This is a genomic window from Blautia sp. AM29-29 (genome assembly GCF_003480555.1).
Classification (GTDB): Bacteria; Bacillota; Clostridia; order Lachnospirales; family Lachnospiraceae; genus Fusicatenibacter; species Fusicatenibacter saccharivorans.
The window spans coordinates 97,838-121,407 of sequence record NZ_QUJD01000006.1; the positions used below are offsets into that span (position 1 = coordinate 97,838).

23 protein-coding genes are annotated in these 23,570 nt (G+C 48.7%); 4 read left to right on the top strand and 19 right to left on the bottom strand.

What is annotated here, in order from left to right:
- Window positions 1-191: 191 nt before the first annotated feature.
- The 9 genes from DW769_RS05900 to DW769_RS05940 form a co-directional block, all read right to left on the bottom strand.
- Window positions 192-953, bottom strand: a complete 762-nt coding sequence (locus tag DW769_RS05900) for an endonuclease/exonuclease/phosphatase family protein (protein WP_118750101.1) — start codon at window positions 951-953, stop codon at window positions 192-194.
- Between the two features lie 35 nt (window positions 954-988).
- Window positions 989-1,570, bottom strand: coding sequence for a hypothetical protein (locus tag DW769_RS05905; protein WP_147398849.1), 582 nt, complete (start codon window positions 1,568-1,570; stop codon window positions 989-991).
- Between the two features lie 171 nt (window positions 1,571-1,741).
- The gene (ilvD, locus tag DW769_RS05910) at window positions 1,742-3,484 is read right to left on the bottom strand and encodes a dihydroxy-acid dehydratase (protein ID WP_118750103.1); all 1,743 of its coding nucleotides are present in this window, start codon (window positions 3,482-3,484) and stop codon (window positions 1,742-1,744) included.
- 139 nt (window positions 3,485-3,623) lie between these two features.
- Window positions 3,624-4,517: an ABC transporter permease gene (locus tag DW769_RS05915; RefSeq protein ID WP_118750104.1), complete on the bottom strand. Its 894-nt coding sequence runs from the start codon at window positions 4,515-4,517 to the stop codon at window positions 3,624-3,626.
- Window positions 4,514-5,521 carry an ABC transporter permease gene (locus DW769_RS05920; RefSeq protein ID WP_118750105.1) on the bottom strand — a complete coding sequence of 336 codons (1,008 nt, stop codon included), beginning with the start codon at window positions 5,519-5,521 and terminating at the stop codon, window positions 4,514-4,516. The genes DW769_RS05915 and DW769_RS05920 overlap by 4 nt, the downstream gene beginning before the upstream one ends.
- On the bottom strand, window positions 5,518-6,423 hold the full coding sequence (locus tag DW769_RS05925) for an ATP-binding cassette domain-containing protein (RefSeq protein ID WP_117801889.1): 906 nt from the start codon (window positions 6,421-6,423) through the stop codon (window positions 5,518-5,520). The genes DW769_RS05920 and DW769_RS05925 overlap by 4 nt, the downstream gene beginning before the upstream one ends.
- The gene (locus DW769_RS05930; protein WP_118750140.1) at window positions 6,413-7,429 is read right to left on the bottom strand and encodes an ABC transporter ATP-binding protein; all 1,017 of its coding nucleotides are present in this window, start codon (window positions 7,427-7,429) and stop codon (window positions 6,413-6,415) included. Before DW769_RS05930 ends, DW769_RS05925 begins: the two co-directional genes overlap by 11 nt.
- A 64-nt stretch (window positions 7,430-7,493) precedes the next feature.
- Entirely contained in the window at window positions 7,494-9,095 is a 1,602-nt protein-coding gene (locus tag DW769_RS05935) for an ABC transporter substrate-binding protein (protein WP_199688475.1), read from the bottom strand.
- A gap of 219 nt (window positions 9,096-9,314) precedes the next feature.
- Window positions 9,315-9,788 (bottom strand): hypothetical protein, encoded by a 474-nt coding sequence (locus tag DW769_RS05940; protein ID WP_118750106.1) that lies wholly within the window; start codon window positions 9,786-9,788, stop codon window positions 9,315-9,317.
- Between the two features lie 226 nt (window positions 9,789-10,014).
- Here DW769_RS05940 and DW769_RS17255 point away from each other — a divergent pair, with 226 nt between their 5' ends.
- The 3 genes from DW769_RS17255 to DW769_RS05955 all read left to right on the top strand — a co-directional run bounded on the left by DW769_RS17255 (window position 10,015) and on the right by DW769_RS05955 (window position 11,089).
- Window positions 10,015-10,197: a FeoA family protein gene (locus tag DW769_RS17255; protein ID WP_117801888.1), complete on the top strand. Its 183-nt coding sequence runs from the start codon at window positions 10,015-10,017 to the stop codon at window positions 10,195-10,197.
- Window positions 10,146-10,568 carry an EAL domain-containing protein gene (locus DW769_RS05950; RefSeq protein ID WP_279220880.1) on the top strand — a complete coding sequence of 141 codons (423 nt, stop codon included), beginning with the start codon at window positions 10,146-10,148 and terminating at the stop codon, window positions 10,566-10,568. The genes DW769_RS17255 and DW769_RS05950 overlap by 52 nt, the downstream gene beginning before the upstream one ends.
- A gap of 101 nt (window positions 10,569-10,669) precedes the next feature.
- Window positions 10,670-11,089 (top strand): MerR family transcriptional regulator, encoded by a 420-nt coding sequence (locus tag DW769_RS05955; RefSeq protein WP_330421837.1) that lies wholly within the window; start codon window positions 10,670-10,672, stop codon window positions 11,087-11,089.
- Window positions 11,090-11,133: 44 nt separating this feature from the next.
- On the opposite strand, the gene DW769_RS05960 is transcribed toward DW769_RS05955, so the two are convergent.
- The 5 genes from DW769_RS05960 to DW769_RS05980 form a co-directional block, all read right to left on the bottom strand.
- Window positions 11,134-11,397 carry a hypothetical protein gene (locus DW769_RS05960; RefSeq protein ID WP_118697306.1) on the bottom strand — a complete coding sequence of 88 codons (264 nt, stop codon included), beginning with the start codon at window positions 11,395-11,397 and terminating at the stop codon, window positions 11,134-11,136.
- 62 nt (window positions 11,398-11,459) lie between these two features.
- Window positions 11,460-12,365 carry an SIR2 family NAD-dependent protein deacylase gene (locus DW769_RS05965; protein ID WP_243105428.1) on the bottom strand — a complete coding sequence of 302 codons (906 nt, stop codon included), beginning with the start codon at window positions 12,363-12,365 and terminating at the stop codon, window positions 11,460-11,462.
- A gap of 52 nt (window positions 12,366-12,417) precedes the next feature.
- Window positions 12,418-13,200, bottom strand: a complete 783-nt coding sequence (locus DW769_RS05970) for a protein-ADP-ribose hydrolase (protein WP_118601282.1) — start codon at window positions 13,198-13,200, stop codon at window positions 12,418-12,420.
- 79 nt (window positions 13,201-13,279) lie between these two features.
- Entirely contained in the window at window positions 13,280-13,891 is a 612-nt protein-coding gene (locus DW769_RS05975) for a pyridoxamine 5'-phosphate oxidase family protein (RefSeq protein ID WP_117801883.1), read from the bottom strand.
- Between the two features lie 46 nt (window positions 13,892-13,937).
- Window positions 13,938-14,333 carry a pyridoxamine 5'-phosphate oxidase family protein gene (locus DW769_RS05980; protein WP_117801882.1) on the bottom strand — a complete coding sequence of 132 codons (396 nt, stop codon included), beginning with the start codon at window positions 14,331-14,333 and terminating at the stop codon, window positions 13,938-13,940.
- A gap of 338 nt (window positions 14,334-14,671) precedes the next feature.
- Here DW769_RS05980 and DW769_RS05990 point away from each other — a divergent pair, with 338 nt between their 5' ends.
- Complete coding sequence (locus tag DW769_RS05990; protein ID WP_118750108.1) at window positions 14,672-15,040, top strand: winged helix-turn-helix transcriptional regulator; 369 nt, start codon at window positions 14,672-14,674, stop codon at window positions 15,038-15,040.
- Between the two features lie 67 nt (window positions 15,041-15,107).
- Here the strand turns inward: DW769_RS05990 and DW769_RS05995 are convergent, their stop codons facing one another.
- The 5 genes from DW769_RS05995 to DW769_RS06015 form a co-directional block, all read right to left on the bottom strand.
- Window positions 15,108-17,153: a beta-galactosidase gene (locus tag DW769_RS05995; RefSeq protein WP_118595793.1), complete on the bottom strand. Its 2,046-nt coding sequence runs from the start codon at window positions 17,151-17,153 to the stop codon at window positions 15,108-15,110.
- An 18-nt stretch (window positions 17,154-17,171) separates the two neighbouring features.
- Window positions 17,172-20,210 (bottom strand): glycoside hydrolase family 2 TIM barrel-domain containing protein, encoded by a 3,039-nt coding sequence (locus DW769_RS06000; protein WP_118666674.1) that lies wholly within the window; start codon window positions 20,208-20,210, stop codon window positions 17,172-17,174.
- Between the two features lie 97 nt (window positions 20,211-20,307).
- On the bottom strand, window positions 20,308-21,114 hold the full coding sequence (locus DW769_RS06005; RefSeq protein ID WP_243026074.1) for a carbohydrate ABC transporter permease: 807 nt from the start codon (window positions 21,112-21,114) through the stop codon (window positions 20,308-20,310).
- The gene (locus tag DW769_RS06010) at window positions 21,114-21,977 is read right to left on the bottom strand and encodes a carbohydrate ABC transporter permease (protein ID WP_243105421.1); all 864 of its coding nucleotides are present in this window, start codon (window positions 21,975-21,977) and stop codon (window positions 21,114-21,116) included. The genes DW769_RS06005 and DW769_RS06010 overlap by 1 nt, the downstream gene beginning before the upstream one ends.
- Window positions 21,978-22,189: 212 nt before the next feature.
- On the bottom strand, window positions 22,190-23,566 hold the full coding sequence (locus tag DW769_RS06015) for an ABC transporter substrate-binding protein (protein ID WP_118750109.1): 1,377 nt from the start codon (window positions 23,564-23,566) through the stop codon (window positions 22,190-22,192).
- Window positions 23,567-23,570 lie beyond the last annotated feature (4 nt).

Consider the following 23,570-nt stretch of genomic DNA (forward strand, 5'->3'; position numbering starts at 1 on the left):
TCCTGTTATTTCGTAATTTTTCTTTCTATACTGATCTGATAGGTTTTGTAACGTAACCTATCATAACAGAAAATGCGGCGTTTGTATATTCCCTTTTTTCTTTGACTTGTTATAAGTTTTTCCTATAACTATCGTAAAAAAACGCCGCCAGAAGATTTTTTCTCCCGGCGGCCGCCTCTTGCATCCATATTTTAAATAAGTTCCGCATAGATCGGATAATGATCAGAAAGGCACACACCGTCCTTCTGCTCCGTCCATTTTTCCACCTTTTTCAGTTCCCAGTCCCCTTTGAGAATGATGTAGTCAATCGAGCACTGCGGATCGTTCGGATCATCGCGATGATAGTTGTGGAAGGTAATGCCGATTCCTTCCGTCGCATTCACAAGACCGGCAGTTTCCCTCAGCGGTTTCATCTCTTCGCTGTCCGGCTCGGCATTGAAGTCGCCGCTAAGAATCACCGGCACATCGGCAAATGCTTTCTCTGCTCTCAGATGTGCGAGAATCTGCTCCAGGCCAAGCTTTCTCGCCCCGGCGCACTCGTGATCCAGATGGGTGTTGATGACGCGGAACACTTTTCCGGTCTCCATATCCTCAAATACCACATCCGTCGCAGTACGCGGGCACATACTCTGTACCGGATAGCGGGATCCAGGCACGTACGGTGTCGGTGACAGCCAGAAGGTTTCCAGGCTCACACTCTGAAAACGTTCTTTCCGATAGGCAATGATCATTGCCTCACCGGTCAGATCCTTTTCTCTTCCACATCCGGCAATGTAATATTCTGTCAGATTTTCCTTCAGCCAGGCAGCCACATGCGGCAGTACCTCCTGAAAACCGATGATATCCGGCTTTTCCTGTCTGATTTTTTCCAGAATCAGAGGTCTGCGGTAGATAAAATTATTGGCTCCATCCTGGCCAAAATCACAGCGAATATTAAATGTTACAAATTTCATCGTAAAATCCCTCTTTTCATTTGTTTTCCTAACCCTTATTTTTGCTGGAAAGCGCTATGCTTTCTCTCCTTTTTCTTCGTATTCACACGGCGCAGACACGCATAGCGCAGCTTCAGCCGCATTTTCCAGCTGCAGCCCGGTACCGGCTCCATCAGCTTTTCCAGAAAATGGTTCAGCGTACGTTCCTCATAAGGAGACAGCAGAATCTCACCGTAGATATGTTTCTCGATCAGATGGCAGACACGCGTATATTCGCCTGGCTCGACCGCCGGAAATCTGCGGGCGAGTTCTGCATCGGTTGCTGCTGTTTCCCAGCCAAGACCGGCATCTATGCCCCACAGACAAAGATACTGGTAAATTCTTGCTTCCGTTCTTCGGATCCGCCTGCCCGGCCGCTCCTTCTGCTGTTTCTTTGCCGCCGGTCCAAGGCAGATGATCCGCGCCGCCTCCGCCGCAATCACAAGCAGCGTCAGCAGAATCAGAAGCACGCCAAGCAGCCCGAGAAGAAACAGCGAAACACTGCGCAATACCGGAAGAACAGCTTCGCCTGCCTTGCTCTTTCGGTTTTCCACACCGGTAATCTGCTCCGCCGACAGCGAATTGTTCTCCAGCGCCACATTCTTCTGTACAGAATCTGGACTTCCGACCATTTTCTGAAGAGATGCAACATTATACAGGAACAGTTTGTTTTTTAGGTATTTTCTTTCACTTGTTTTTCTGTTGCTCCTTCCTCCATTTTTTGCTCTGCCTTAACTTCTAAAGACCATCCCAGAAAAACACAAGTATTTTTAGTACTCCAGATACGCCCCTTTCATCGGGCTTGCTGCGTGGAGGCTGAAAAGACGGAGTACGCCTTTTTTGTATTTCGGCTCGCGCGGTTTCCAGTTTTGGCGGCGTTCTTTTAAGATCGCATCGATTTCTTCCATGGACTTGCGCTCACCGGCGATTCCGATGATGTTAAGTTTTCGTTCCTTCACATCAATCTCAATCAAATCCCCTTCCTCGACGAGTGCGATCGGGCCGCCGTCTACAGCTTCGGGACTGCAGTGGCCGATGACCGGGCCGGTGGAGGCGCCGGAAAAACGGCCGTCGGTGATAAGCGCGATGCTCTTTCCAAGCTCTTTGTCGCTGCTGATTGCCTCGGAAGTATAGAACATCTCCGGCATACCGCTGCCTTTCGGGCCTTCGTAGCGGATGAAGACGGCGTCGCCTTTCTGAACCTTATGTTTCAGCACGGCATCGAGGCACTCCTCCTCGCTGTCGAACGGTCGGGCACGGAGGACGGCGTGGAACATTTCTTTTGGGCAGGCCGTGTGCTTGATGACGGCTCCCTCCGGCGCAAGGTTTCCGCGCAGAACAGCGATGCTGCCGTCCGTTCCGATCGCCTTGTCATACGGGCGGATAATATCTTCTTTTGTAATTGAAGTTCCATACCGCTCATTAAATTTTGCGAGCCATCCGCTGCACTTCTCATAAAATCCATTTTCACGAAGCTCCGCCAGATTTTCTCCGAGCGTCTTTCCAGTCACCGTCATCACATTGAGATGCAGATGATCTTTGATTTCTTCCATAATCGCCGGAACGCCGCCCGCATAATAGAAGCACTCTGCCGGCCATCTTCCTGCCGGGCGGACATCGAGCAGATATCTTGCATTGCGGTGCAGACGATCGAATGTGTCGCCGGTGATCTCGATACCGAACTCATGCGCAATGGCCGGGATGTGCAGCAGGCAGTTTGTGCTTCCCGAAATTGCCGCGTGGACAAGAATCGCATTCTCAAAACTCTCTTTCGTCACAAGATCGCTTGGCCGCATATGCTCCATCTGTGCCAGTTTTACCGCCTGGCGGCCTGCCTCCCGTGCATATGCCAGAAGATCCGGGCTTGTCGCCGGCATCAGAGCGCTTCCAGGCAGGGCAAGGCCGAGTGCCTCCGCCATGATCTGCATCGTGGATGCCGTTCCGATAAACGAACAGGCACCGCAGCTCGGGCAGGCATTGCATTTCGCCCAGTCGAGCTTCTCCTCGTCGATCTCACCGCGCTCAAATTTTGCGCTGTACATGCCAAGCTGCTCCAGTGTCAGCATCTCCGGTCCCGCATTCATCGTTCCGCCTGGCACAACAACCGCCGGAATATCGACACGCGCAAGGCCGATCAGATTGCCCGGCATACCCTTGTCGCAGCTCGACAGATAGACGCCGCCGTCAAACGGTGTCGCATTCGCGTGGATCTCGATCATATTGGCGATCATCTCGCGGCTCGCAAGACTGTAGTTGATGCCGTCCGTTCCCTGGCTCTCGCCGTCACAGATGTCGGTGCAGAAATACCGCGCCCCGAAGCCCCCCGCTTCCGCAACGCCTTTCCGCACTTCCTCGACCAGCAGATTTAAGTGGCCGCTTCCCGGGTGGCTGTCCCCATACGTACTCTCCACCATAATCTGCGGTTTTTCAAGATCCTCTTTTTTCCATCCTGTTCCAATCCGGAGCGGATCCATCTCCGGTGCAAGTTTCCGCATTTCCTGACTCTTCAGCATTTCCTTCTCCTCCCGCTGTTTTTTAGGTATTAAAAATACTCTTTCTGCTTTTCACTATAGCAATCCCTGTATTTGATTGCAAGACAAAAAAGCTGCAGTCTGCAGGGATTCCCCACAGACCGCAGCCTCTCTGAACAGCTCACAGATTTCTCTGTTTTCTGTTTGCCTGCTTCCGCAGATAATTTCCAATGCTTGTAAAACTAAGCAGCGTCACAATCAGAAAAACACCCGGGATCAGAATGATCCACCATGCCTTTGTCATCAGCGCTTTTTCCGAAAGTGACAGCATGCTGCCCCAGGAAATCACCTCCAGCGGAAGACCGATTCCCATAAAACTCAGTGTGGATTCTGCTACAATCGCACTTCGGATGTTCATAACCACCATAAACATAATAGACGAAAAAAAGTTCGGTGCCAGATGGTGCCATAAAATATAGAAAAAACTGCCTCCCATACAGCGCGACGCAATCACGTATTCACTGTTCCGGATCTGCCGTACTTCGGTCCGCACAACCTTTGCAATGCTTGTCCAGCTTGTCATTCCGATCACGGCAGAAATCGTAATCACATTGGATTTTCCCGCAGCGGCCAGAAGAAAAATGACAAGAAGAAGATTCGGCACCGACAAAAAGATCTCGGTCAGCCGCATCAGAAGCGCGTCCAGCCACGCCGGTGCACATCCGCTGACTGCGCCGAAGAGAACGGCAATCACAGGGGAAATCAGCGTAGAAAGCAGACCGATCGCCAGCGATATTCTGCCGCCGTACCAGATCATCGAGAAAATATCTCTTCCCATCGTATCGGTTCCAAACAGAAATTCCCGGCACGGCATGACGGAACAGTTTTTCAGATCCATATAGGAAGGATCCTTTGTCATGATCAGCTCGCAGAAAAGACAGCCAAGTACAAGAAGGCCCAGAAAAAGCCCTGCTGCCACCGGCCGGTCCTGATACCATTTTTTCTTTTTTTCTGCTTCTGTTTTTTCTGCAGGCCTCTCTCCTGCAAATTGAAATAATTGTGTTTTTTCTGTCACAGCATCATTACCTCCGATGTTTCTGCCGCTTCTTTCTCCCGCATCCGCGGATCAATTCTCTCGTTGATGATCTGTGCCGCCATATTGCACAGAATCACAACGATTCCGGACATCAGGCAAAGCAGCATCAGAAGATTGTAATCTTTGTACCGTGCGCTCTCATACGCCAGCGTTCCGATACCGGGATACGAGAAAACCGTTTCTACAATATAGGTTCCCCCCAGCACATGCGGAACAGAAATGGCCATGATGCCAAGATACGACGGAATCGTATTCCGCAGGCAATGCCGGAACAGAACCGTCTTTCGTTTCAGCCCCTTGGCTCTTGCCAGAAGCACATACTCTTCCCGCACTTCATCCAGAATTTTATTGCGGATCATGTATGCGTAATACCACAAATGACTCAGCACTACGACCGTCATCGGCAGGATCAGATGACAGACACGGTCAGAAAAATCTGCCTGTTTTCCAACAGCGTAGGCACCGGAACTCGGCAGCCATTTGAGCTGCATGGAAAAAACAAGAATCAGAAGCAGCGACAGCCAGAATTCCGGAATACATCCCGTGATGGTTCCCACCTTACAGATGATGCGGTCCAGCCATGTATCTTCCTTCCATGCACAGAGAATTCCAAGAAGCAGTGCGAGGGTGAAAATCAGCAGAAATCCAATGCCGCCAAGCACCAGCGTATTTCCAATTCTTCCCTCGATCACGCGCGTTACATCCATTTTATATTTGTACGAAATTCCGAAATCCCCATGCAGCGCATTGCCTGCCCAGCGGATATACTGTACGGAAATGGGATCCTTCAATCCCAATTTTTCTTCGGCCCACGCTCTTTCTTCGGGCGTCATTTTTTCCACGCGGTCTCCGTAATATGATACCAGCGGATCTCCCGGCGCAAGCCTTGAAATATAAAATACGAGCACAGACAGCAGCAGAACACTTGCCAGAAATGCCGCTGCTTTTTTTCCATAGTAAAGCACTCTGTTCCGGCTTTTCATCCTGCATCGCCTCCCTCCATCAGCACAAAATGATCTTTTTCCACTTCCCGCAGTGTTCCCGTCCGGGGAAATTCTGTATTGGAAAAATCCGGTACAGCTCGCGCTCTTTCCCTTCGCGGATCCGGAATCGGAATGGCCGCGATCAGTGCTTTCGTATACGGATGCAGCGGATTTTCAAACACGGCTCGCGCCGGGCCGGTCTCCACCAGTTTTCCATGGTACATCACACCTACTCTGTCACACAGAAATTCGACCATATCCAGATCATGCGCAATAAACAGGAACGAAAAACCGTGCTCCTTCTGCAGATGACGGAACAGATTCACAATCTGTGCCTGTATCGACGCGTCCAGCGATGCAATCGGTTCATCCGCCACCAGAAGCTCCGGCTCCATCGTCAGTGCCCGTGCAATCGCAACGCGCTGCCGCTGTCCGCCGGACAATTCTCCCGGATATTTTTTCAGATATTCCGGATCCAGCCCCACGTATTTCATCTGGAATCTGGCTTCCTCCTCATAGCTTCCCCGCAGCGGCCGGATTTTCTGCACGCGCATCGGCTCCTCAATAATGTCACGGACCTTCATCCTCTGATTCAGACTGGAACCGGAATCCTGAAAAATCATCTGGCGTGTCGTCTGCAGCATTTTTTTATTTTTCCGGAACTGGCCTCTGTCGCAGGTATCAATCCCTTTATAATAAATCTGGCCGGCATATGGCTGATAAATATTCATCACACAGCGTGCAGCGGTAGATTTTCCGGAACCGGATTCTCCTACCAGTCCAAAAATTTCTCCTCTTCGAATCTGAAACGATACATCATCGACTGCCTTGACTGCTGTTTTCCGGGACAGTGGAAAAATATGGGTCAGATGACGCACATCCAGCAAAATCTCATGTTCCATCTGTGTTTCCTCCTATCGGCGTCACAACCTTCGGTGCTCTCTCATCCAGCAGCCATGTTGCCGCATAATGGCTGTCTGTAACCCGGAACATCGGCGGCTCCTCCTCAAAATCAATTTCCAGCGCATAAGCATTGCGGCTGGCAAAGGCATCGCCCTTCGGCGGATGGAGAAGAGACGGCGGCATTCCCGGGATAGACGGCAGGCTTTCTTTTCCCCTCGAAAACGCCGGTATGGAACGCAGCAGTCCCCACGTATACGGATGACGGGGATCATAGAAAATCTCATCCACGGTTCCAATCTCTACTATTTTTCCCGCATACATGACCGCTACCCGGTCTGCGATCCGCGCTACAACGCCAAGGTCATGTGTGACAAAAACGGTTGCCGTTCCGAGTTTTTTCTGGATTTCCCGCAACAGATCCAGAATTTGTGCCTGAATCGTCACATCCAGCGCCGTTGTCGGTTCATCCGCAAACAAAATTTCCGGATTTCCCGCCAGTGCAATCGCCAGTACGATTCTCTGCCGCATTCCGCCGGAAAAATGGTACGGATATGCTTTTTTCCGCTCCTTCGCCTGCTCAATCCCCACCAGCTGCATCAGTTCTGTCACTCTTTGTTCCACTGCTTCTTTTCCCATGCCTTTTTGATGCACCCGTACTGCCTCTGCAATCTGCGCTCCGACGGTCATCGTCGGATTTAAGGAAGTCATCGGATTCTGGAAAACCATCGAGAACAGTTTTCCCCGCAGTTCCCGCATTCTTCGCTCCCCGTATCCTGCAATTTCTTCTCCATTGACCAGAATTTTTCCGTTTTTGATCTTTGCATTCTCCGGCAGCAGCTTCATAATGCTTTTGCAGAGCACACTTTTTCCGCAGCCTGACTCGCCTACAACAGCGAGCACCTCACCTGCATTCAGGGAAAAGCTGACATCGCGGACCGCCTGTACTTCCCCCTCATCCGTAAAAAAGCTGACGGAAAGATGTTCCACTTTTAATCGTTCCTTCATTCCGTTTTTCTCCTGTACAGACAAAAAGGAGGTAACCATACCTCCTTCGTCTGCTTTTTTGTTTTTATTCTTCGATTGTCCAGTCCTGAATATTCCAGAAAATACCAACGCCGTGGTGGCCCAGCACCGTGTCTTTGGAAATTCCCTGAATACCGGAATCTGCCACATAATTTGCATCAACATAACAGATGAATGCATAGGCCGGATCTTCTGCCAGTTCTTCCTGGAATTTTCCGTAATATTCTTTCCGCACTTCCGGATCGTCACTCTGGCGGGCAAGAGACAGATACTCATCTACTTTTTCATTGGAATAGCTCGAATAATTCGCCCCTTTGTCCGTGCCGAAAACCTTATATGTATGATCGTCCGCATCGAACGGGCTTCCCCAGCCGATCAGACAGGCCATCTGTCCGCCCCAGTCCATCTGTGCCGGAATTTCTACGGTACAGTTGATTCCGGTTTCCCGGAGCTGCTGTGCTGCTGCCTGGGCAATATCAATGCGGTCCTGCTCACCGGACATCACGCTGATGACAAAACCGATTTCTTCGCCGTCCCGCTCATAGAAACCATCGCTGTTTCTGGTGCATCCGGCCGCTTCCAGAATTTCCTGTGCTTTTTCCGGATTGTAATCATAGTGTTCTACATTTTCGTTATTATAAATGTTACGCTGCAGAGGACTGTATGCCGGCATTCCCTCGCCAAGAAGTACAGAATCAATGATCGCCTGACGGTCAATAGAATAGCATACCGCCGGAATGATGTCTCTGTTTTTCGTCCAGTAATCATTTGCAAAGTTAAATAAAATTCCGCGGTAATCTGCCGTTGTCATATCGTAGCAGGTAAAACCGTCTTTTTCTTTGAAATTCTGTGCATTTTTCGGGTCAAGCAGCGCCAGATCCAGTTCGCCGGATTCCAGCTGCATTGCCTGTGCATTATCATCCGGTACAATTTTGAAAATGACCTTGTCAATCTTTGGTGCACCGAGGTAATAATTTTCATTTTTTGTCAGAACGATCGACTGGCCTTCATCCCAGCTTTCCAGCTTGTACGGACCTGTTCCGACCGGTGCTCGGAAGAAATCCGACTCCTGCATATTTTCACCTTCCAGCAGGTGCTTCGGCAGGATGGCCATCGTCATGTATTCCAGGAAAGCCACGTTCGGCTCGGAAAGGCGGAAGGAAACGGTGCTGTCATCTATAACTGTAATCTCTTCTACATCCTCATAATTTGGTGCATTTTCAGATCCGTTTTCCGGATCCATGATCGCTTCGATGGTGAATTTCACATCATCCGCCGTAAATTTTTCTCCATCATGCCATTGGATGCCATCCCGGATATGAAAGGTGTAGGTGCAGGTTTCTGCATCGTACTCCCATTTTTCTGCCAGACCCGGAACAATGTTGTCATCCGCATCGTGTGCGGTCAGTCCGTTGAACAGCAGTAGATTAATTTCACCGTGCTCATCCATCGCCGGATTAATCCTGGTATAATCAGCAGAACCGTAAACCAGGGTCGTCTCTTCCTCCCCTGTCTGGCCGGAAGAAACTTCCGTCTCTGTTTTCGACAAATCTGTACTGTTGCTGTTTTTCCCGCTGTCCTGACCGCATGCCGCAAGGGATGCTGCAAGAGACACCATCAGCATCAAAGATAATATTTTCTTTTTCATCCTTTTCCTCCCATTTTCAGACCGTTTTTACCCGGACTGACCGCTTTTTTGCTTTGTACTCCCATGATCTGCGCGCCTGATCCATGTACTGTTCGTTCATTATATTTGATATTTCAGGCTCTCACAAGCCGGGTGGGGGGATATTTTTTTCTTTTCTTGTAAAGTTAATCGTCTCATGCAGAGGGAGTTGCCCGTTTCTTTTTTGTTATCCTATTTTCTTTACCCTATCACATCCGTAACCGCATTCACCGCTTTCGCCACAAAGCTGATCGTCTTTTCATTGAACACTTCCCCGTCTTTTGAGATCGAAACGTGTGCGAGTCCGATCTCATCTTTCTCGCTCGCTTCGGTGCTGCCCATGAGGGTTGTCCATTTGATATGGACATCGTCGGCAGTGATGGCGTGGTCGCATATTACGATGTACTGTGCTTCATCGAACAGCGGCGAATTGGATTCCGCATAGACGATGATGTCGTTGTTTTTTCCCTGATAGACGCGCACGGTATAATTTACCAGGTCTTTTTCATCCGTAATATAGTCCTTGTTCGGCGATACGGTTTCTTCGCAGATCAGGCTTGCATCTTTTGGAATGGTATTCTTCTCTTTCGTTTTGGTCATCCCGATCATCAACATACAGTTGCAGAGCGCTGCGATCAGAACTGCAAGCAGCAGGATTTTTATTCTATGTTTCATTGTTTTCTCTTCCTTTTCCCATGTCATAGTTTGTCACTGATGTTTCATTTCCATTATACATGATTCCCCCAAAATAAGAAACGTTAAAATACGTCCGTCCCCATAAAAGCTTTTTTGAAAAAATTTCTCAAAGAAAAAGTTTTCCATTTTGTTCCAAATATGTTATGCTATACTATCCGTTAGGCAATTCTAACTTGATGCACTCTCGCAATAAAGGAGGTCCTGCATGCCTTTAAATTTAACCGTTTTCAATCAGTTTTACGCCATCAATAAAATCTGCGGCCAGGAAAAGCAGCGTCATTATCTGGAGTCGCTTGGGTTTGTTCCCGGGGCCAGGATTTCGATTCTAAAGAAAAAATTTTTACGCTTCTCAATAACAGAAGCGAAGAAAAACAGTACGCCTTTCTGATGACGGATGTCGACAATTTTCATCTGCTCAACGATTACTGGGGTTATGAGACGGGTACGAACATTCTGAATTTCATCCTGAAAAAGCTGGAACTCTTTCCGCAGACACTCTTTGTGAACCGCTATCACTCCGATATCTTTGTCGGCATTATCGATATCACCTGGCAGGATCCGGCCGTGGTGCGGGAAAAGATTTCCGCCTATCACAAGCAGGCGATCCGCTTCTTCCACGATCGGAATATCCGCATTTCCATGGACGATTTCGGATCGGGGTATTCTTCTTTGAATTCGCTGAAGGATATTCTTTTTGATGAAGTCAAGATCGACAAACATTTCCTCTCGGCGGGCCTTTCCGAAAAAGGAAAAATTTGAAGAGCTGATCGCTTGACAAAGTCCGAATTCTATACTATGGTTATCTTACCCGGTAGTTACTACCGATTCAATTCTGTTATCAACTTTGTTGGGAGGTATGCATGATGTATTCCATGAAAGAAGCCTGCGTTCAGACAGGCATGTCGTATGAAACCCTGAAATTTTACTGCAAAGAAGGCCTCGTCCCGAACGTAAAACGCGACAGCCACAATTACCGCGTTTTCGACGACCGCGACATCAAATGGATCCAGAGCCTCGGCTGCCTGAAGCGCTGCGGCATGACGCTGGCGGAAATGAAAGAATATCTCGCCTACTGCCTCGAAGGTCCATCCTCCATTCCGGAGCGTAAAGAAATTCTCGCGGTAAAAAAAGAAGCGCTGCTCGCATCGATGGAAAAACTGCAGAAAGCCATCGATTATATCGACTGGAAACAGAATTTTTACGATGATGTCCTGTCGGGAAAAATCGAATATCACAGCAATCTGATTTCCGATGAAGAGATTGCACAGAAGGCACAGTAGTCCTTCCTATCCTATGCAAAAAACGGCGCCGATCTTTTTACAGATCAGTGCCGTTTTCTCATTTTTTCTCTTCTTTCCTCCACCGTCTCCATGCGTCGTCTGCGGAGCTGTTCATTTACTTCGGCTGCGGTCCGCATACTCTGTCCGAAATCGACGATGTGCCACAGGATTTTTGCTCCCAGGATAAAGGATCCGTAGATGGCTGCATCCAGCGGGCCGTACCAGAAATGCCAGTAATGTGCCAGCGGCAGCAATGTGATTTCCAGCAGGCAGGTATGCAACTCTGTTGAATTTATCTCGTCAATCATGTCATCATCTCGTCACGTAAGTGACGTGATTAATTTTCTCGAATATTATATGTTTTTCCGTCTCAGATCTGATCCAGCACTTCCCCAATATCCCCTTTAATGCACACCGCTCTGTCACGGATCAGATCCGGGACACGCATATCGCTGGTGTTGATGCAGACATAAAGATTATCTTTATCTTCTGCTGTCATGCTGAAAAATGGATATTTGATGATTCCCGGCGTGTTGTATCCCACGCCGAGTTCCAGATACAGGATATGGCCTCTGTTGTGACGAAGCAGAAAATCGATGCGTCGGCTGGATGCCTCATGCCAGCCTTTATCTTCCACAAACGTGTCATCCGCGCGCAGATTCATGCTCATCGGTTTTCCGCAGTGTGGGCAGTACGGCACCAGTTCGGATGGGATCCGCATGCTCAGGTTTCCGTTCTCCGGCGGAACAAGGCTTCCGTCTTCCAGGATCTGATACCCCTGGGCAAGCAGCATCTTTCGAATGATTTCTTCATTGTCATACTTTTCCTTGCAGCACGGCTCAGAGCACTGAAACAGGCCGTAATCTCCCTGCGTGTAAAACAAACGGTTTTTATCAAATCCGGCTTTCTGAAAGCAGTGGTCTACATTTGTGGTGATAACAAAATAGCTCTTATTTTTCATCAGGCTGAGCAGTTTCTGGTAAACCGGTTTTGGCGCGTCCTGATAACGGTTGATGTAAATGTATCTGCTCCAGTACGCCCAGTATTCTTCCAGCGTATCGTAAGGGTAGAAGCCGCCAGAATACATATCGTGGAAACCGTATTTCTGTTCAAAATCTGCAAAATATTTCCGGAACCGCTCACCGCTGTAGGTAAATCCGGCCGATGTCGAAAGCCCAGCCCCGGCTCCTATTAAAATCGTGTTTTTTTCCTGCAGTGCGGTGCGAAAACGCTCCATCTTTTTTTCAAATTCTCTTTCTTTCCAACTTTCAAACATCACAAATTCACCTCTTCTTTTCTTTCTGCTTTTGTTCCCCATTCTTCAGCGATTACTTTTCTCCCAGCAGCTCCTCATAAATCTCCCGGTCGCGGTCCTTGAACACGTTGAAAATGACCTTCTCCACGCTCGTCTCTTTCTGCGCCAGAAACTCTTTCACCGTCGCAACGGCAATCTCCGCTGCTTTCTCGTTCGGAAAATGAAATTCTCCAGTGGAAATGCAGCAGAACGCCACGCTTTTCAGTCCGTTCTCCGCCGCAAGTGACAGGCACGACCGATAGCAGTCCGCCAGCTGCCGGCAGTGTGTTTCCGTCAGATGGCCGCCCACAATCGGTCCAACCGTGTGGAGCACATAGCGGCACGGCAGATTATACGCCGGCGTGATTTTCGCCTGCCCCGTCGGCTCCGCATGGCCCTGCGCTTCCATCATCTCCTCGCAGTACAGCCGAAGCTGCACACCCGCAAACGTATGGATGCAGTTGTCAATGCACCGGTGATTCGGCACGTAACAGCCGGTCATCCCGCTGTTCGCCGCATTCACAATCGCATCGCACCGGAGCGCGGTGATATCGCCCTGCCAGAGATACAGCCCCTGCTGCACCGGCGTAAGGTCGTCGACATTCGTCACGCCCTTTTTTGCCGTCTCCTCCTGCAGATACGCATCCTGAATGTTCAGAAATTCTGCACTGCTCTTTTTCACCATGCGCACATTCATCAGCCCCCGCAGAAGCTGTCTCTGCCCGGTGCTGTCAGACGGAATCTGCATTCCGCGGTACTCCCGGCTCTCTTCCAGCAATGACTGGATCAGAAAATTTCTTCGTTCACTCTGGTTCATGTTATTCCCTCATTTCCATCGTTTCTATAGACTTTATCTTATCACTATTCCCATAAAATCTGTAGCTAAAATAAGGGGACTACTGCCCTCTTTTGCGAATCGTTCCTCTCGGACACGTCTCCGCGCATCGGCCGCAGTGCAGGCACTGGTGCTGGTCGATGACGGCCGGGATGCGGGTGATGTCGATGCATTTCTGCGGACAGACTGAAAAACAGAGCTTGCAGCCAATGCATTCGTTTCCCACCTCGTACCCAGCCATCGACTGCTCTGCGCCGCCGATCAGGATCGTGTCCCGCACGATATGCGACGGATCGCTGATGTCGAAGTATTCTCCCTCGGCCTCGTACACGCGGAACACCTCAAGTGCCGCGCGTGTATCGCCGGGATAAATTTTCTGCATGTATGGATTTTTTCCGAAAATTTCATCCAGCTTTTCACTGTGGATGTTCTGGATTCTGCCGCGGAGAGAGACTGCTTTTTTATCTTTCGTCGCAGAAATTGCCACATAGCCCTGCTCCATTAGCTGTGCATAAAAGGCTTTTCCTTTTGCCGTCAGAAAATACACTCCTTTCTTGTCCCACAGCATCATATCGATCACACGGGTCTGTGGATGACCGTCTGCACCGATCGTCGCCATCGTGGTTGAGTGCATCTCCTCTACTAACATCTTCAGATAATCATTTCTCTCCATAGCGGCAGATTCCTTTCTCTTTTTACTTCAAATTCATAGCGACAGATTAAAACTCGTACGGCGGGTTTCCGGAAAAGTCTGCGATTACACCGTGTGCATTGTTCAGATAGAATACCTCGAAAATCGGGTTGTCTGCGGTCTGGTACTGGCCCTTTACAATCGGATTTCCCATGCACATTTCTTTTGCAGCCATGTTGTTTTCAAATACAGCTTTTCCGTTCAGACGGATCCATGCATAGGATGGGCTGGAAGTGGAAATTTCAATTTCCGGATTTGCCAGCATATCTTTATAAACATCTTTGGTGTTGTTGGTACAAAACCACAGTTTTCCTTCCATTTCGCCAATAAACATAAACGGACGGCATTTTGCTTTTCCATCGCGTCCTACAGTTGCTAAATACTGTACCGGGTTTTCTTTTAAGAATTCTACTACTTTACTCATGATGATGTCCTCCATTTTCGTTTTTTGATTTTGTTTTTGAGCTTGTTTCTTATGATTTGCTTTCGGCCTTTTTCGAATGCGCTTCGGATCTTTTTCTCAAATGCGCTCAGACCTTTTTTCTCGAAAGAATTGCTTTTTTCTTTCGATAGTTTTATAATAAGCCCAAAGCGTCTTAACATAAAGTAAGCACAATATTGTGCTGTAGTCACCAAAAGGAAACTATTGTGTAAATGCAGGGTCTTCCGTGGATTTTTCATATATCCACAGAGTATTTCCTGCCGCAGGATTTTTTTCCACGCTTGCTTTTATGAGAAAATTTTACGAAATGGAGGTTTTCTATGTCGGTTCCCGAAAAAAGCACCATATCTTTAGCCGATCTCCCGGCCTGCCCGGTAGAGACTACCTTAACCTTAATCAGTGATAAATGGAAAGTCCTGATTCTCCGTGATCTGATGCCAGGCACCAAACGTTTTGGCGAATTAAAAAAATCCATCGGTCACGTTTCCCAGAAAGTTCTGACGAGCCAGCTCCGTCAGATGGAACAGAGCGGGCTCGTCAGCCGTAAAGTTTATGCAGAAGTTCCACCGCGGGTAGAATATACCCTCACCGACCTGGGCTACAGCCTACAGCCAATCATGGATGCCATGTGGAGCTGGGGAGAAAATTATAAGAAAAAACTCTCCGCCGAAGAATCCGAAACCGCCTGATATTCATTTGTTTTTTGCAAAAAAAATGTCTCAAAACCAGTCTTTTGTTTTGAGACATTTTTATTTTTTATTTTTCCCGGAAATTCGGACTGTTTTCTTTCAGCACCACTGTTTCCCAGCTTCCGATTGTTCCATCATACTGTCCGTTCCACACCGGATACTGTTCGACCGGAAGTTTGATTTCCACGGCATTCCGATTAAAGTTCTGTACGAACACATACCGGATTCCATTCTTTTCGCGCGTTGTAACCTCCACGCCATCCGGAATCTCTTTCACCACCGATGTGACACCTGCTTCTTCTGCCAGTTTTCCGCAGAGCTCATCGTACAGACCCTGTTCAAAACCGGCACAGATCTGATATGCTTTTCCTGCGCCATACTGGTTTTCTGTCAGTGCAGGCATTCCTGCATAAAAATCTTTTCCATAAGTCATCAGCACTTCTGCTGTCGATGGTTTCACCAGTTCACAGAGATTGCTGCACCGGTACGTCCGGGTCAGATGCAGACGGTTTTGCGGGACCGGAACTCCTTCGTTCCATTCCCCATCGTACAGGCCGTCAATCTCCATGCTCCGAAGTCCCATTACATCCAGCAGTCCGTGCGGCGTTCCGCCAAGGAAACAAAGATCCGTCTCATCTACAATTCCGGACCAGTACGTTGCCAGGAAAGTGCCGCCTCCGGCCACAAACTGCCGTACTTTTTCCACCCATCCTTCCCGCTGCAGATAAACCACAGGCGCTGCCACGATCTGATAGTCCGAAAGGCCCTGCGTTTCATCGATGACATCAACATCCAGGCCGAGTCTGCGGAAGGCGCGGTATGATTTTTCCACGGTTTCTTTGTAAAACAGGCCCTGATTCCGTGGCCCTGCCGCATCTTCCAGTGCCCACCGGTTTTCGGTGTCATAAATCACAGCCACTTTCGGACTGCAGATGGCACCGGAAAGTTCCTGCATCTGCGCCAGGGTTTCTCCTACCTTTGTCACTTCCCGGAATACACGGGTGTCATCTCCTCCATAATGGTCTATCACCGCTCCATGAAACTTTTCGGAAGCTCCACGACTCTGGCGCATCTGGAAATACAGGACGCTGTCTGATCCGTGCGCCACGGCCTGCATGGATGCGGCATGCAGCATGCCCGGCTTTTTCAGTTTGCTGACCGGCTGCCAGTTTGTTGCGGACGGACAGCTCTCCATCAGATAAAACGGCTTTTTCTGGATACTGCGCATGATATCATGCTGCATCGCCGTATCTGCTGCCGTAACTGCTTCCGCTTCTTTGTGCCAGGTCGGATAATTGTCCCAGGAAACAAAATCAACAATGTCGGCAAACTTGTGATAATCCAGTCCCTTGAAATCATACATCATATTGATGGTCGTAGGCTGTTTGGCACCGGCATCCCGCAGCGCGCTGATCTCCCATTTCACAAAATCGGCTGTCTGATCTGTTACAAATCGTTTCCAGTCCAGATTCAGTCCGTGCAGCGATGCGTCTCCTTTTGGCGACGGACTCTCCACCTGATCAAAACTCTGGTATGTATGACTCCAGAACGCCGTGTTCCATGCATGGTTTAAGGCCTGTAAACTGCCATATTTTTGTTTTACCCAGTTCCGAAATGCCTCCTGGCAGAGCGGACAATGGCACTCTCCGCCTAGTTCATTCGAAATATGCCATGCAATGACACCTGGATGATCCCTGAACGCTTCTGCCAGTTTTGTATTGATCTTTCTCGTTTTTTCCCGGTACACCGGCGAGGTATAGCAATGGTTATGACGCTCTCCGTACAGATTTCTCTGCCGCATCGCATCCATGCGGAGTACTTCCGGATATTTCTGTGCCATCCAGCGCGGTCTTGCCGCTGTCGGTGTAGCCATCATGACAGAAATTCCATTTTCATACAGGCGGTCTACCATTTTTTTGAGCCATTCCAGATCAAACACGCCTTCTTCCGGCTCCAGGAATGCCCAGGAAAAGATGCCGAGGGAAACTTCATTTATTTTCGCTTTTTTGAAATACGCAAGATCCTGTTCCAGAATTTCCGGATATTCCAGCCATTGTTCCGGATTGTAATCTCCGCCATGCAGAAGTTTTCCAAAATTTATATTCTGTCTCATGAAAATCTCCTTTTATTCTCAAATGCCTCGGAATGTAAAGGTAAATTCCAGTTTCTGGTCAACCGGAATCAGGTATTCCGGATGGGTCTGTGCACCCCAGCTGTCGTCTCCTCCGACACCCATCTGCTGTTTTGCCACGCGCACAACGGTGTAATGTACCTGCGGCAGTTCATACGGATGCATCGCATTTTCCAGCTCGTGCGGTGTGTACGGCAGTGCGGAAAATTCCATCTTGTCGCCGCTGAACATCATACCACGGCCCTTGCGGTTCGTCACGGTTGCCCAGCGTACACCAACCTTGTTGCCGCACTCCTGCGGAACGAGATATTTCGCCATATTGTCTTCGACTTTATTCTTATAAACGCCAAGCTTTGCTCCGGCGCAGCGGTCCACATACGTCTCCTCCGGTCCCATGCCATACCAGGTAACGTGGTCGTAATCGGCATCCAGCTTGAACATCACGCCGAATTCCGGCATATCGCCGAGCTCTTTCACCGGATCATACGTCAGCGTCGTCTGAATGCTTCCATCGCCGAAGACACGGTAGGTCAGACGGCACTCACTCGCCGGTGTGGTCGGCATTACATAGCGGTAGCTGACTTCTGCGCAGTCCTCGTGTACTTCGATTTCCGGCGCATACAGTCCCGGATAATGGCTGCCGTTCGGATATTTGTGGGACAGATACATCGAAGCAATCTTCCACTGGCTGTAACGCATCGGCATCAGGCTTCCGCAGTCATTGTCGATCGGCGCACGCCAGAAGTTCGGTTTCGGAATCATTTTGATCATCTCAACGCCGCCGTAACGGTACGATACGAGTCCGCCGTTCAGATCGGAGAACATCACATCGAAATTCTCGCCGCGCACACCAAAATCATGGTTGGAACGGATCACTTCAAATTTCGCCGGTTTTTCTGCTTTCGCTGGTGCTTCCACTTCATAAACACCCTGTCCGAATGCAACTTCATGGCCGCGCTTGCCCCATACGTTATCTTCTTTCAGGCGGAAGGAAACGGTCACCGCATACTCGCCCGGAAGTGTCTGTACGGCAATCGGAAGCTCCACTGTTTTTTCGGAAAGCGGTTCCACGGAAACTTCCATCGGCACTTCTTTCAGTTTCTTTCCTTCTTTTTCGAGAATTACCACGCAGTCAAACGCATCAGTATTCACAAACAGGTTCTTATTTTTTACAACTGCTTTGTCTTTCTGTACATCCACAGCAATGTTCTGATAGCAGAATTTTACTTCCTGCATCTTCGGGGAAGCATCGCGCTCGCCGCCGTATACAATACCATTTCCGCTGAAATTGTAATCACATGGATGATCGTCAAAATCGCCGCCGTACGCCTGAAATTCTTTTCCGTAGCGGTCTTTTTTGTAGATTGACTGGTCGATATAATCCCAGATAAAGCCGCCCTGGAACAGCGGTTCTTCCTCGGCAAGATCCATATATTTCTTCATGGCGCCGCAGGAATTTCCCATCGCATGCGCATACTCACAGCAGACATACGGTTTTCTTCTGTCTTTCGACAAGAATTCACGGATTTCATTGACCGTCGTGTACATCCGGCTTTCCATATCGCTGGTGTCGTTGTATCTGCGGTCGTCATTAACTCCTTCATAATGAACAAGACGGGTCGGGTCCATCTTCCGGTACAGCTGGGACATTTCAAAAATAACTTTTCCGCCAAACGATTCATTTCCGCAGGACCAGATCAGAATCGCCGGATGGTTTTTGTCTCTCTGATACATCGAATTCACACGGTCGAGCATGCAGTCCATCCACTCCGGGCGGTCGCATGGTACAACACCGGAGAAATCTCCGTTTCGTACCGCATCCGTATCTCTCGTTCCATGGGACTCCATGTTGCACTCCGCGATCATGTAAAGACCGTATTCATCGCACAGATCATAAATGCCGACCGCATCCGGGTAATGGCAGGTACGGATTGCATTGATGTTGTTCTGTTTCATCGTTGTCAGGTCTTTGATCAGCTCTTCTCTCGAAACAACACGGCCGGATACGGAGCTGAACTCGTGGCGGTTGACGCCTTTAAAGACAATGCGTTTTCCATTCAGCATCATGATGTGGTCTTTCATCTCAAAGCGGCGGAATCCGACTCTCTGCGGAATCAGTTCCTGCACCGTTCCATCCTCTGCGGTGACTTCCAGCAGAAGATCATACAGCACCGGTGTCTCTGCGGACCACAGTTCCGGGTGATCGACTTTCAGAACAAACTGTGTTTCCCCATCCAGCACACCTTCGGTGCTCTGCAGTGCCGTTCCGTCTTTTGACAGGGTAATTTTCACTTTTCCTTTTCCGATCGTTTTCGTATCAATGACCAGATCTGCCTTCGTAAACGTATCATCCAGCAGCGTCTGTACTTTCAGATCCGAAACGTGAACCTCCGGAATCGTGTACAGATACACATCACGGTAAATACCGGAGAAACGGAAGAAATCCTGATCCTCGCACCAGCTTCCGCTCGTCCATTTGAAAACCTGCGCAGCCAGTTTATTTTCGCCCTCTTTCAGATACGGGGTCAGTTCAAACTCGGACGGAGTAAACGTATCCTCGCTGTAGCCAAGGAACGTTCCGTTCAGCCATACGGCAATACCGCTCTCTGCTCCCTGGAAGGAAACAAAAAGCCGTTTTCCTTTCATCTGATCCGGCACTTCAAAACATTTCACATAGGAAGCCGTCGGATTGAACCGCTCCGGAATCTCGCCCGGCTGGATTTCTTCTCTTCCTTCCCACGGATACTGCACATTGGCATACTGCGGTGCGTCGTATCCCTCCATCTGGATATGCGCCGGCACGCGGATATCATCCCATTTTGTGCAGTCATACTCCGGTGTCTCAAATCCCGGAATCGTGCTCTCGTAGTTCTTTGCGTAGTGGAATTTCCACAGTCCGTTCAGACTGTGACGGAAGTTTTCCACATGCTGCTCCATTTCTTCCACCGATCCATAATACCTGTGATCGGAATGCGCCGGTACCCGGTTCTCTCCATAATACGTCGGGTCCTTCACTTTTTCATACTGAAATACACCCATTTTTATTTTCCTCCTTCTGGAATTTTATTTTCTTTGATCTTTTGAAAAAAGGTGGATATTCATCCAAATATCCACCTTTTCTGTTCGATTCTTTTTCTTATTTTACAGCACCTGTGATACCTTCTGTGAAGCTCTTCTGGAAGCAGAAGAAAATGATTGCTGTCGGGATCGTACAGATGAATACGCCGAGCATCAGCACGCCATAATCTACAGTGTAGCCGCCGAGCAGGTTCGCTACCAGCATCGGCATGGTAATGGAATCATTGTTCTGTAAGATAACCTTTGGCCACAGATAGTTGTTCCATGCATTCATGAAGGTGATGATCGTTGCTGCCGCATAGGTCGATTTCATGGTCGGCATATACATGCGGAAGAAAATTCCTGTCTCGCTTAAACCATCCAGTCTTGCCGCTTCGATGATATCGTGCGGGAAAGAACGGGAAGCCTGACGGAACATCATAATCATAAACGGAGTGGAAATCGAAGGAAGCATAAATGCTGCCATCGTGTTGACCATTTTTAACTGTGAAAACATACGGAACATCGGGATCATGATTGCTGCGAACGGGATCATCATCGCAGTCAGAAGCACGGTAAATACCGCATCTTTCGCTTTGTCATGATAAATTTCAAATCCATAACCTGCGATTGAGCAGACCAGAAGACAAAGGATCGTCAGTACCGTTGCATTCCGGAACGAGTTCCACAGTGCAAGACGCAGGTTCTGCTGCGCAATCAGTGACTTGAAGTTTTCCATCAGATAAGTACCCGGAATCAGTTTTCCGGCAATAACATCAATACTTCTGTTCGTAGACGCGCAGAACATATAGTACAGCGGAAATACAGAAAGGAGGGATGCTACCGTTAAAACCAGATACATGAAGAATTTCTTTGTTTTTCCCATTATCGCTCGTCACCTACTTTCATCTGAAGCAGTGCCAGAATGGCAACCATAATCAGGATCAGGATCGACATTGCTGCCGCATAGCCGAAGTTTGGACTCTGTACAAAGGACATGTTGTAAATGTAATGAGACATGGTCATGGTTGATTTTCCAGGACCTCCATTTGTCAGGTTCAGGGACTCATCGAACAGCTGCAGCGTACCATTGGTAGAGGTAATCGTGGTCAGCAGGATCATCGGCTTTAACAGCGGAACGGTGATCTTGAAGAAGGTCTGCAGCGGGCTTGCGCCGTCAATTTTTGCTGCTTCGTAGATCGAATATTCAATGTTCTGCATACCGGAGAGATAGAATACCATATTATATCCCGTCCATCTCCAGACCAATGCGATGATGATAACGGCACGGGCTGTCCAGGCATTGGAGAACCACATGATCGGATGCATGCCAAGTCCGCGCAGAACGGTGTTGATAAATCCATCGTTTGCAAACAGGGAACGGAAAATCATTGCGTAAGAGACCAGCGATGTTGCGCACGGCAGGAAAATACAGGTACGGAACAATCCCTTGAAACGCAGATCTTTGTTGTTCAGCATCGATGCAAACATCAGACCAAGGATCAGCATGATCGGCACCTGAATAATCAGGTAGAGGAAGGTGTTACTTAAAGTCTGTTTAAAGGTCGGGTCTTTTAAAATACGCGCATAGTTTGCAAATCCGTTGAATTTCAGGTTAATGCCCATACCGGTCTGCAAAGACAGGATAAATGCCTGAATCATCGGATAAAAGCTCATCCATGCGATCAGAATCGTTGCCGGAAGCAGAAAAACCCATCCGGTAAAATTCTGTTTTCTTTCCAAGTTCATTCCTTTTTTCTTCTGGCTGCTCATGGAATCTTCCTTTCTTTTTTCGCTGCGAGGTACGCTTGAAAAAATCTTTTTGCAGACAACATTGCATGTTCTCCCGCAGAAATCATTTTTCAAGCCCACCCCGGGGCAGATACAGAACGGGCCTGCTTCTGTCTGTCTAGAAGCAGACCCGTTTCTTATCGTCCTACTTTTTTACAATATGAGAAATCTTAGTTACCCATGTTGAACTCTACGGTTTCCTGTGCAGTCTGGAGTTCGCTGTCCATATCTGCTCCTGTCTGGATGATATTAGAAAGTGCGGTTCCGACAGCATCGCGTGCATCGTAGTAGAATGCTCCAGTGATGTTGGATGGAGTCTTGGTTGCGAAATCAACGATTTTTGCATAAACCGGATCATCGCTGAAGAATGCAACTGGCTGTGCATATGCTTCGGAATCTCCTGCCGGTGCCCAGGTTGCCAGAGCGCCTTTTGCGATGATGTCATCGTAAAGAGCTGTGCTGCCTGCGAAGGTAGATTTCATAAAGTCAATGGCAAGATCGGTTTTCTTGCAGTTGGAAGAAATTGCCCAGGAAGAACCACCGTTGTTGGAGTAGTTGGTTGCTCCGTCGATGCCGTCCAGTTTTGGCATATTGGTGAGCGCCCATTTACCGGACTGATCGTCATTTGCTGTGATGGAAGCCATGATCCAGCATCCGTTGATAACGCCTGCTGTGGTCCCGTTGTTGATCGATGCAATATACTGATCCCAGTCGGTAACTTCTACCAGAGTACCATCTTTTACCATCTGGCTGTAGATCTCAAGGATTGGTTTTAATGCTTTGTTGTCTACAATATTTACGGATCCGTCCTCGTTGAACAGGGACTCACCGCAGGACTGCAGCATTTCCATAACAAGGTCCGGAGATCCGGCCTGAGATGTCAGGATTGGCTGGCCTGTTTTCTCTTTGACAACTTTTGCTTTTTCCATAAAGTCATTCCAGGTAATGTCTGTGAAATCATCTACGGTAAAGCCTGCCTCTTCCAGCATATCGGTACGCAGGCACTCGATCACAGCGCCATTGTCAAACGGAATTCCGTAGTTCTTTCCATCCAGTGTAGAGTAAGCAACTTTTGCGGATGAGAACTCACCAAAGTCGATACCGGAATCGGTCAGATCTGTGAAAATGTCCGGGTAGTTGGTTGCATATTTCTGGAAGGAGTTGTCCTGCATCAGAAAGATATCCGGCAGAGTACTTAAGTCTCCTGCAGAAACTGCTGTGGTCAGGCGGGTTTCAATGTCATCGGACTGTACTTCGCTGACTTCTACTTTAAAGCCTTCGTGATCCTGTGCGTAAATCTCAGCTGCTTTCTGGATCGCATAAACGTTGAAGTTCGGGTCCCAGGTCCATACGGTTAAGGTGTTGTCATCATCTGAACCACCTTCTACTACGTCGCTGCTCTCTGATTTTGCAGTGGTGTCATCTGCTGCTGATGCATCGTTTCCGCCGTTGCTGGAGCTTGTTGTAGTTCCTCCGCTGGATCCGCATGCAGCCAGTCCAAGTACCATTGCTGATGCCATTACGATTGATACAATTTTTCTTCTCATATTG

Bases quoted from the DNA above. Each gene is read 5' to 3' on its own strand.
- DW769_RS05900 (WP_118750101.1), bottom strand. From the start codon at position 953: ATGAAATTTGTAACATTTAATATTCGCTGTGATTTTGGCCAGGATGGA.
- ilvD (WP_118750103.1), bottom strand. From the start codon at position 3,484: ATGCTGAAGAGTCAGGAAATGCGGAAACTTGCACCGGAGATGGATCCG.
- DW769_RS05920 (WP_118750105.1), bottom strand. From the start codon at position 5,521: ATGAAAAGCCGGAACAGAGTGCTTTACTATGGAAAAAAAGCAGCGGCA.
- DW769_RS05925 (WP_117801889.1), bottom strand. From the start codon at position 6,423: ATGGAACATGAGATTTTGCTGGATGTGCGTCATCTGACCCATATTTTT.
- DW769_RS05930 (WP_118750140.1), bottom strand. From the start codon at position 7,429: ATGAAGGAACGATTAAAAGTGGAACATCTTTCCGTCAGCTTTTTTACG.
- DW769_RS05935 (WP_199688475.1), bottom strand. From the start codon at position 9,095: ATGAAAAAGAAAATATTATCTTTGATGCTGATGGTGTCTCTTGCAGCA.
- DW769_RS05940 (WP_118750106.1), bottom strand. From the start codon at position 9,788: ATGAAACATAGAATAAAAATCCTGCTGCTTGCAGTTCTGATCGCAGCG.
- DW769_RS17255 (WP_117801888.1), top strand. From the start codon at position 10,015: ATGCCTTTAAATTTAACCGTTTTCAATCAGTTTTACGCCATCAATAAA.
- DW769_RS05955 (WP_330421837.1), top strand. From the start codon at position 10,670: ATGATGTATTCCATGAAAGAAGCCTGCGTTCAGACAGGCATGTCGTAT.
- DW769_RS05960 (WP_118697306.1), bottom strand. From the start codon at position 11,397: ATGATTGACGAGATAAATTCAACAGAGTTGCATACCTGCCTGCTGGAA.
- DW769_RS05965 (WP_243105428.1), bottom strand. From the start codon at position 12,365: ATGTTTGAAAGTTGGAAAGAAAGAGAATTTGAAAAAAAGATGGAGCGT.
- DW769_RS05970 (WP_118601282.1), bottom strand. From the start codon at position 13,200: ATGAACCAGAGTGAACGAAGAAATTTTCTGATCCAGTCATTGCTGGAA.
- DW769_RS05975 (WP_117801883.1), bottom strand. From the start codon at position 13,891: ATGGAGAGAAATGATTATCTGAAGATGTTAGTAGAGGAGATGCACTCA.
- DW769_RS05980 (WP_117801882.1), bottom strand. From the start codon at position 14,333: ATGAGTAAAGTAGTAGAATTCTTAAAAGAAAACCCGGTACAGTATTTA.
- DW769_RS05990 (WP_118750108.1), top strand. From the start codon at position 14,672: ATGTCGGTTCCCGAAAAAAGCACCATATCTTTAGCCGATCTCCCGGCC.
- DW769_RS05995 (WP_118595793.1), bottom strand. From the start codon at position 17,153: ATGAGACAGAATATAAATTTTGGAAAACTTCTGCATGGCGGAGATTAC.
- DW769_RS06000 (WP_118666674.1), bottom strand. From the start codon at position 20,210: ATGGGTGTATTTCAGTATGAAAAAGTGAAGGACCCGACGTATTATGGA.
- DW769_RS06005 (WP_243026074.1), bottom strand. From the start codon at position 21,114: ATGGGAAAAACAAAGAAATTCTTCATGTATCTGGTTTTAACGGTAGCA.
- DW769_RS06010 (WP_243105421.1), bottom strand. From the start codon at position 21,977: ATGAACTTGGAAAGAAAACAGAATTTTACCGGATGGGTTTTTCTGCTT.
- DW769_RS06015 (WP_118750109.1), bottom strand. From the start codon at position 23,566: ATGAGAAGAAAAATTGTATCAATCGTAATGGCATCAGCAATGGTACTT.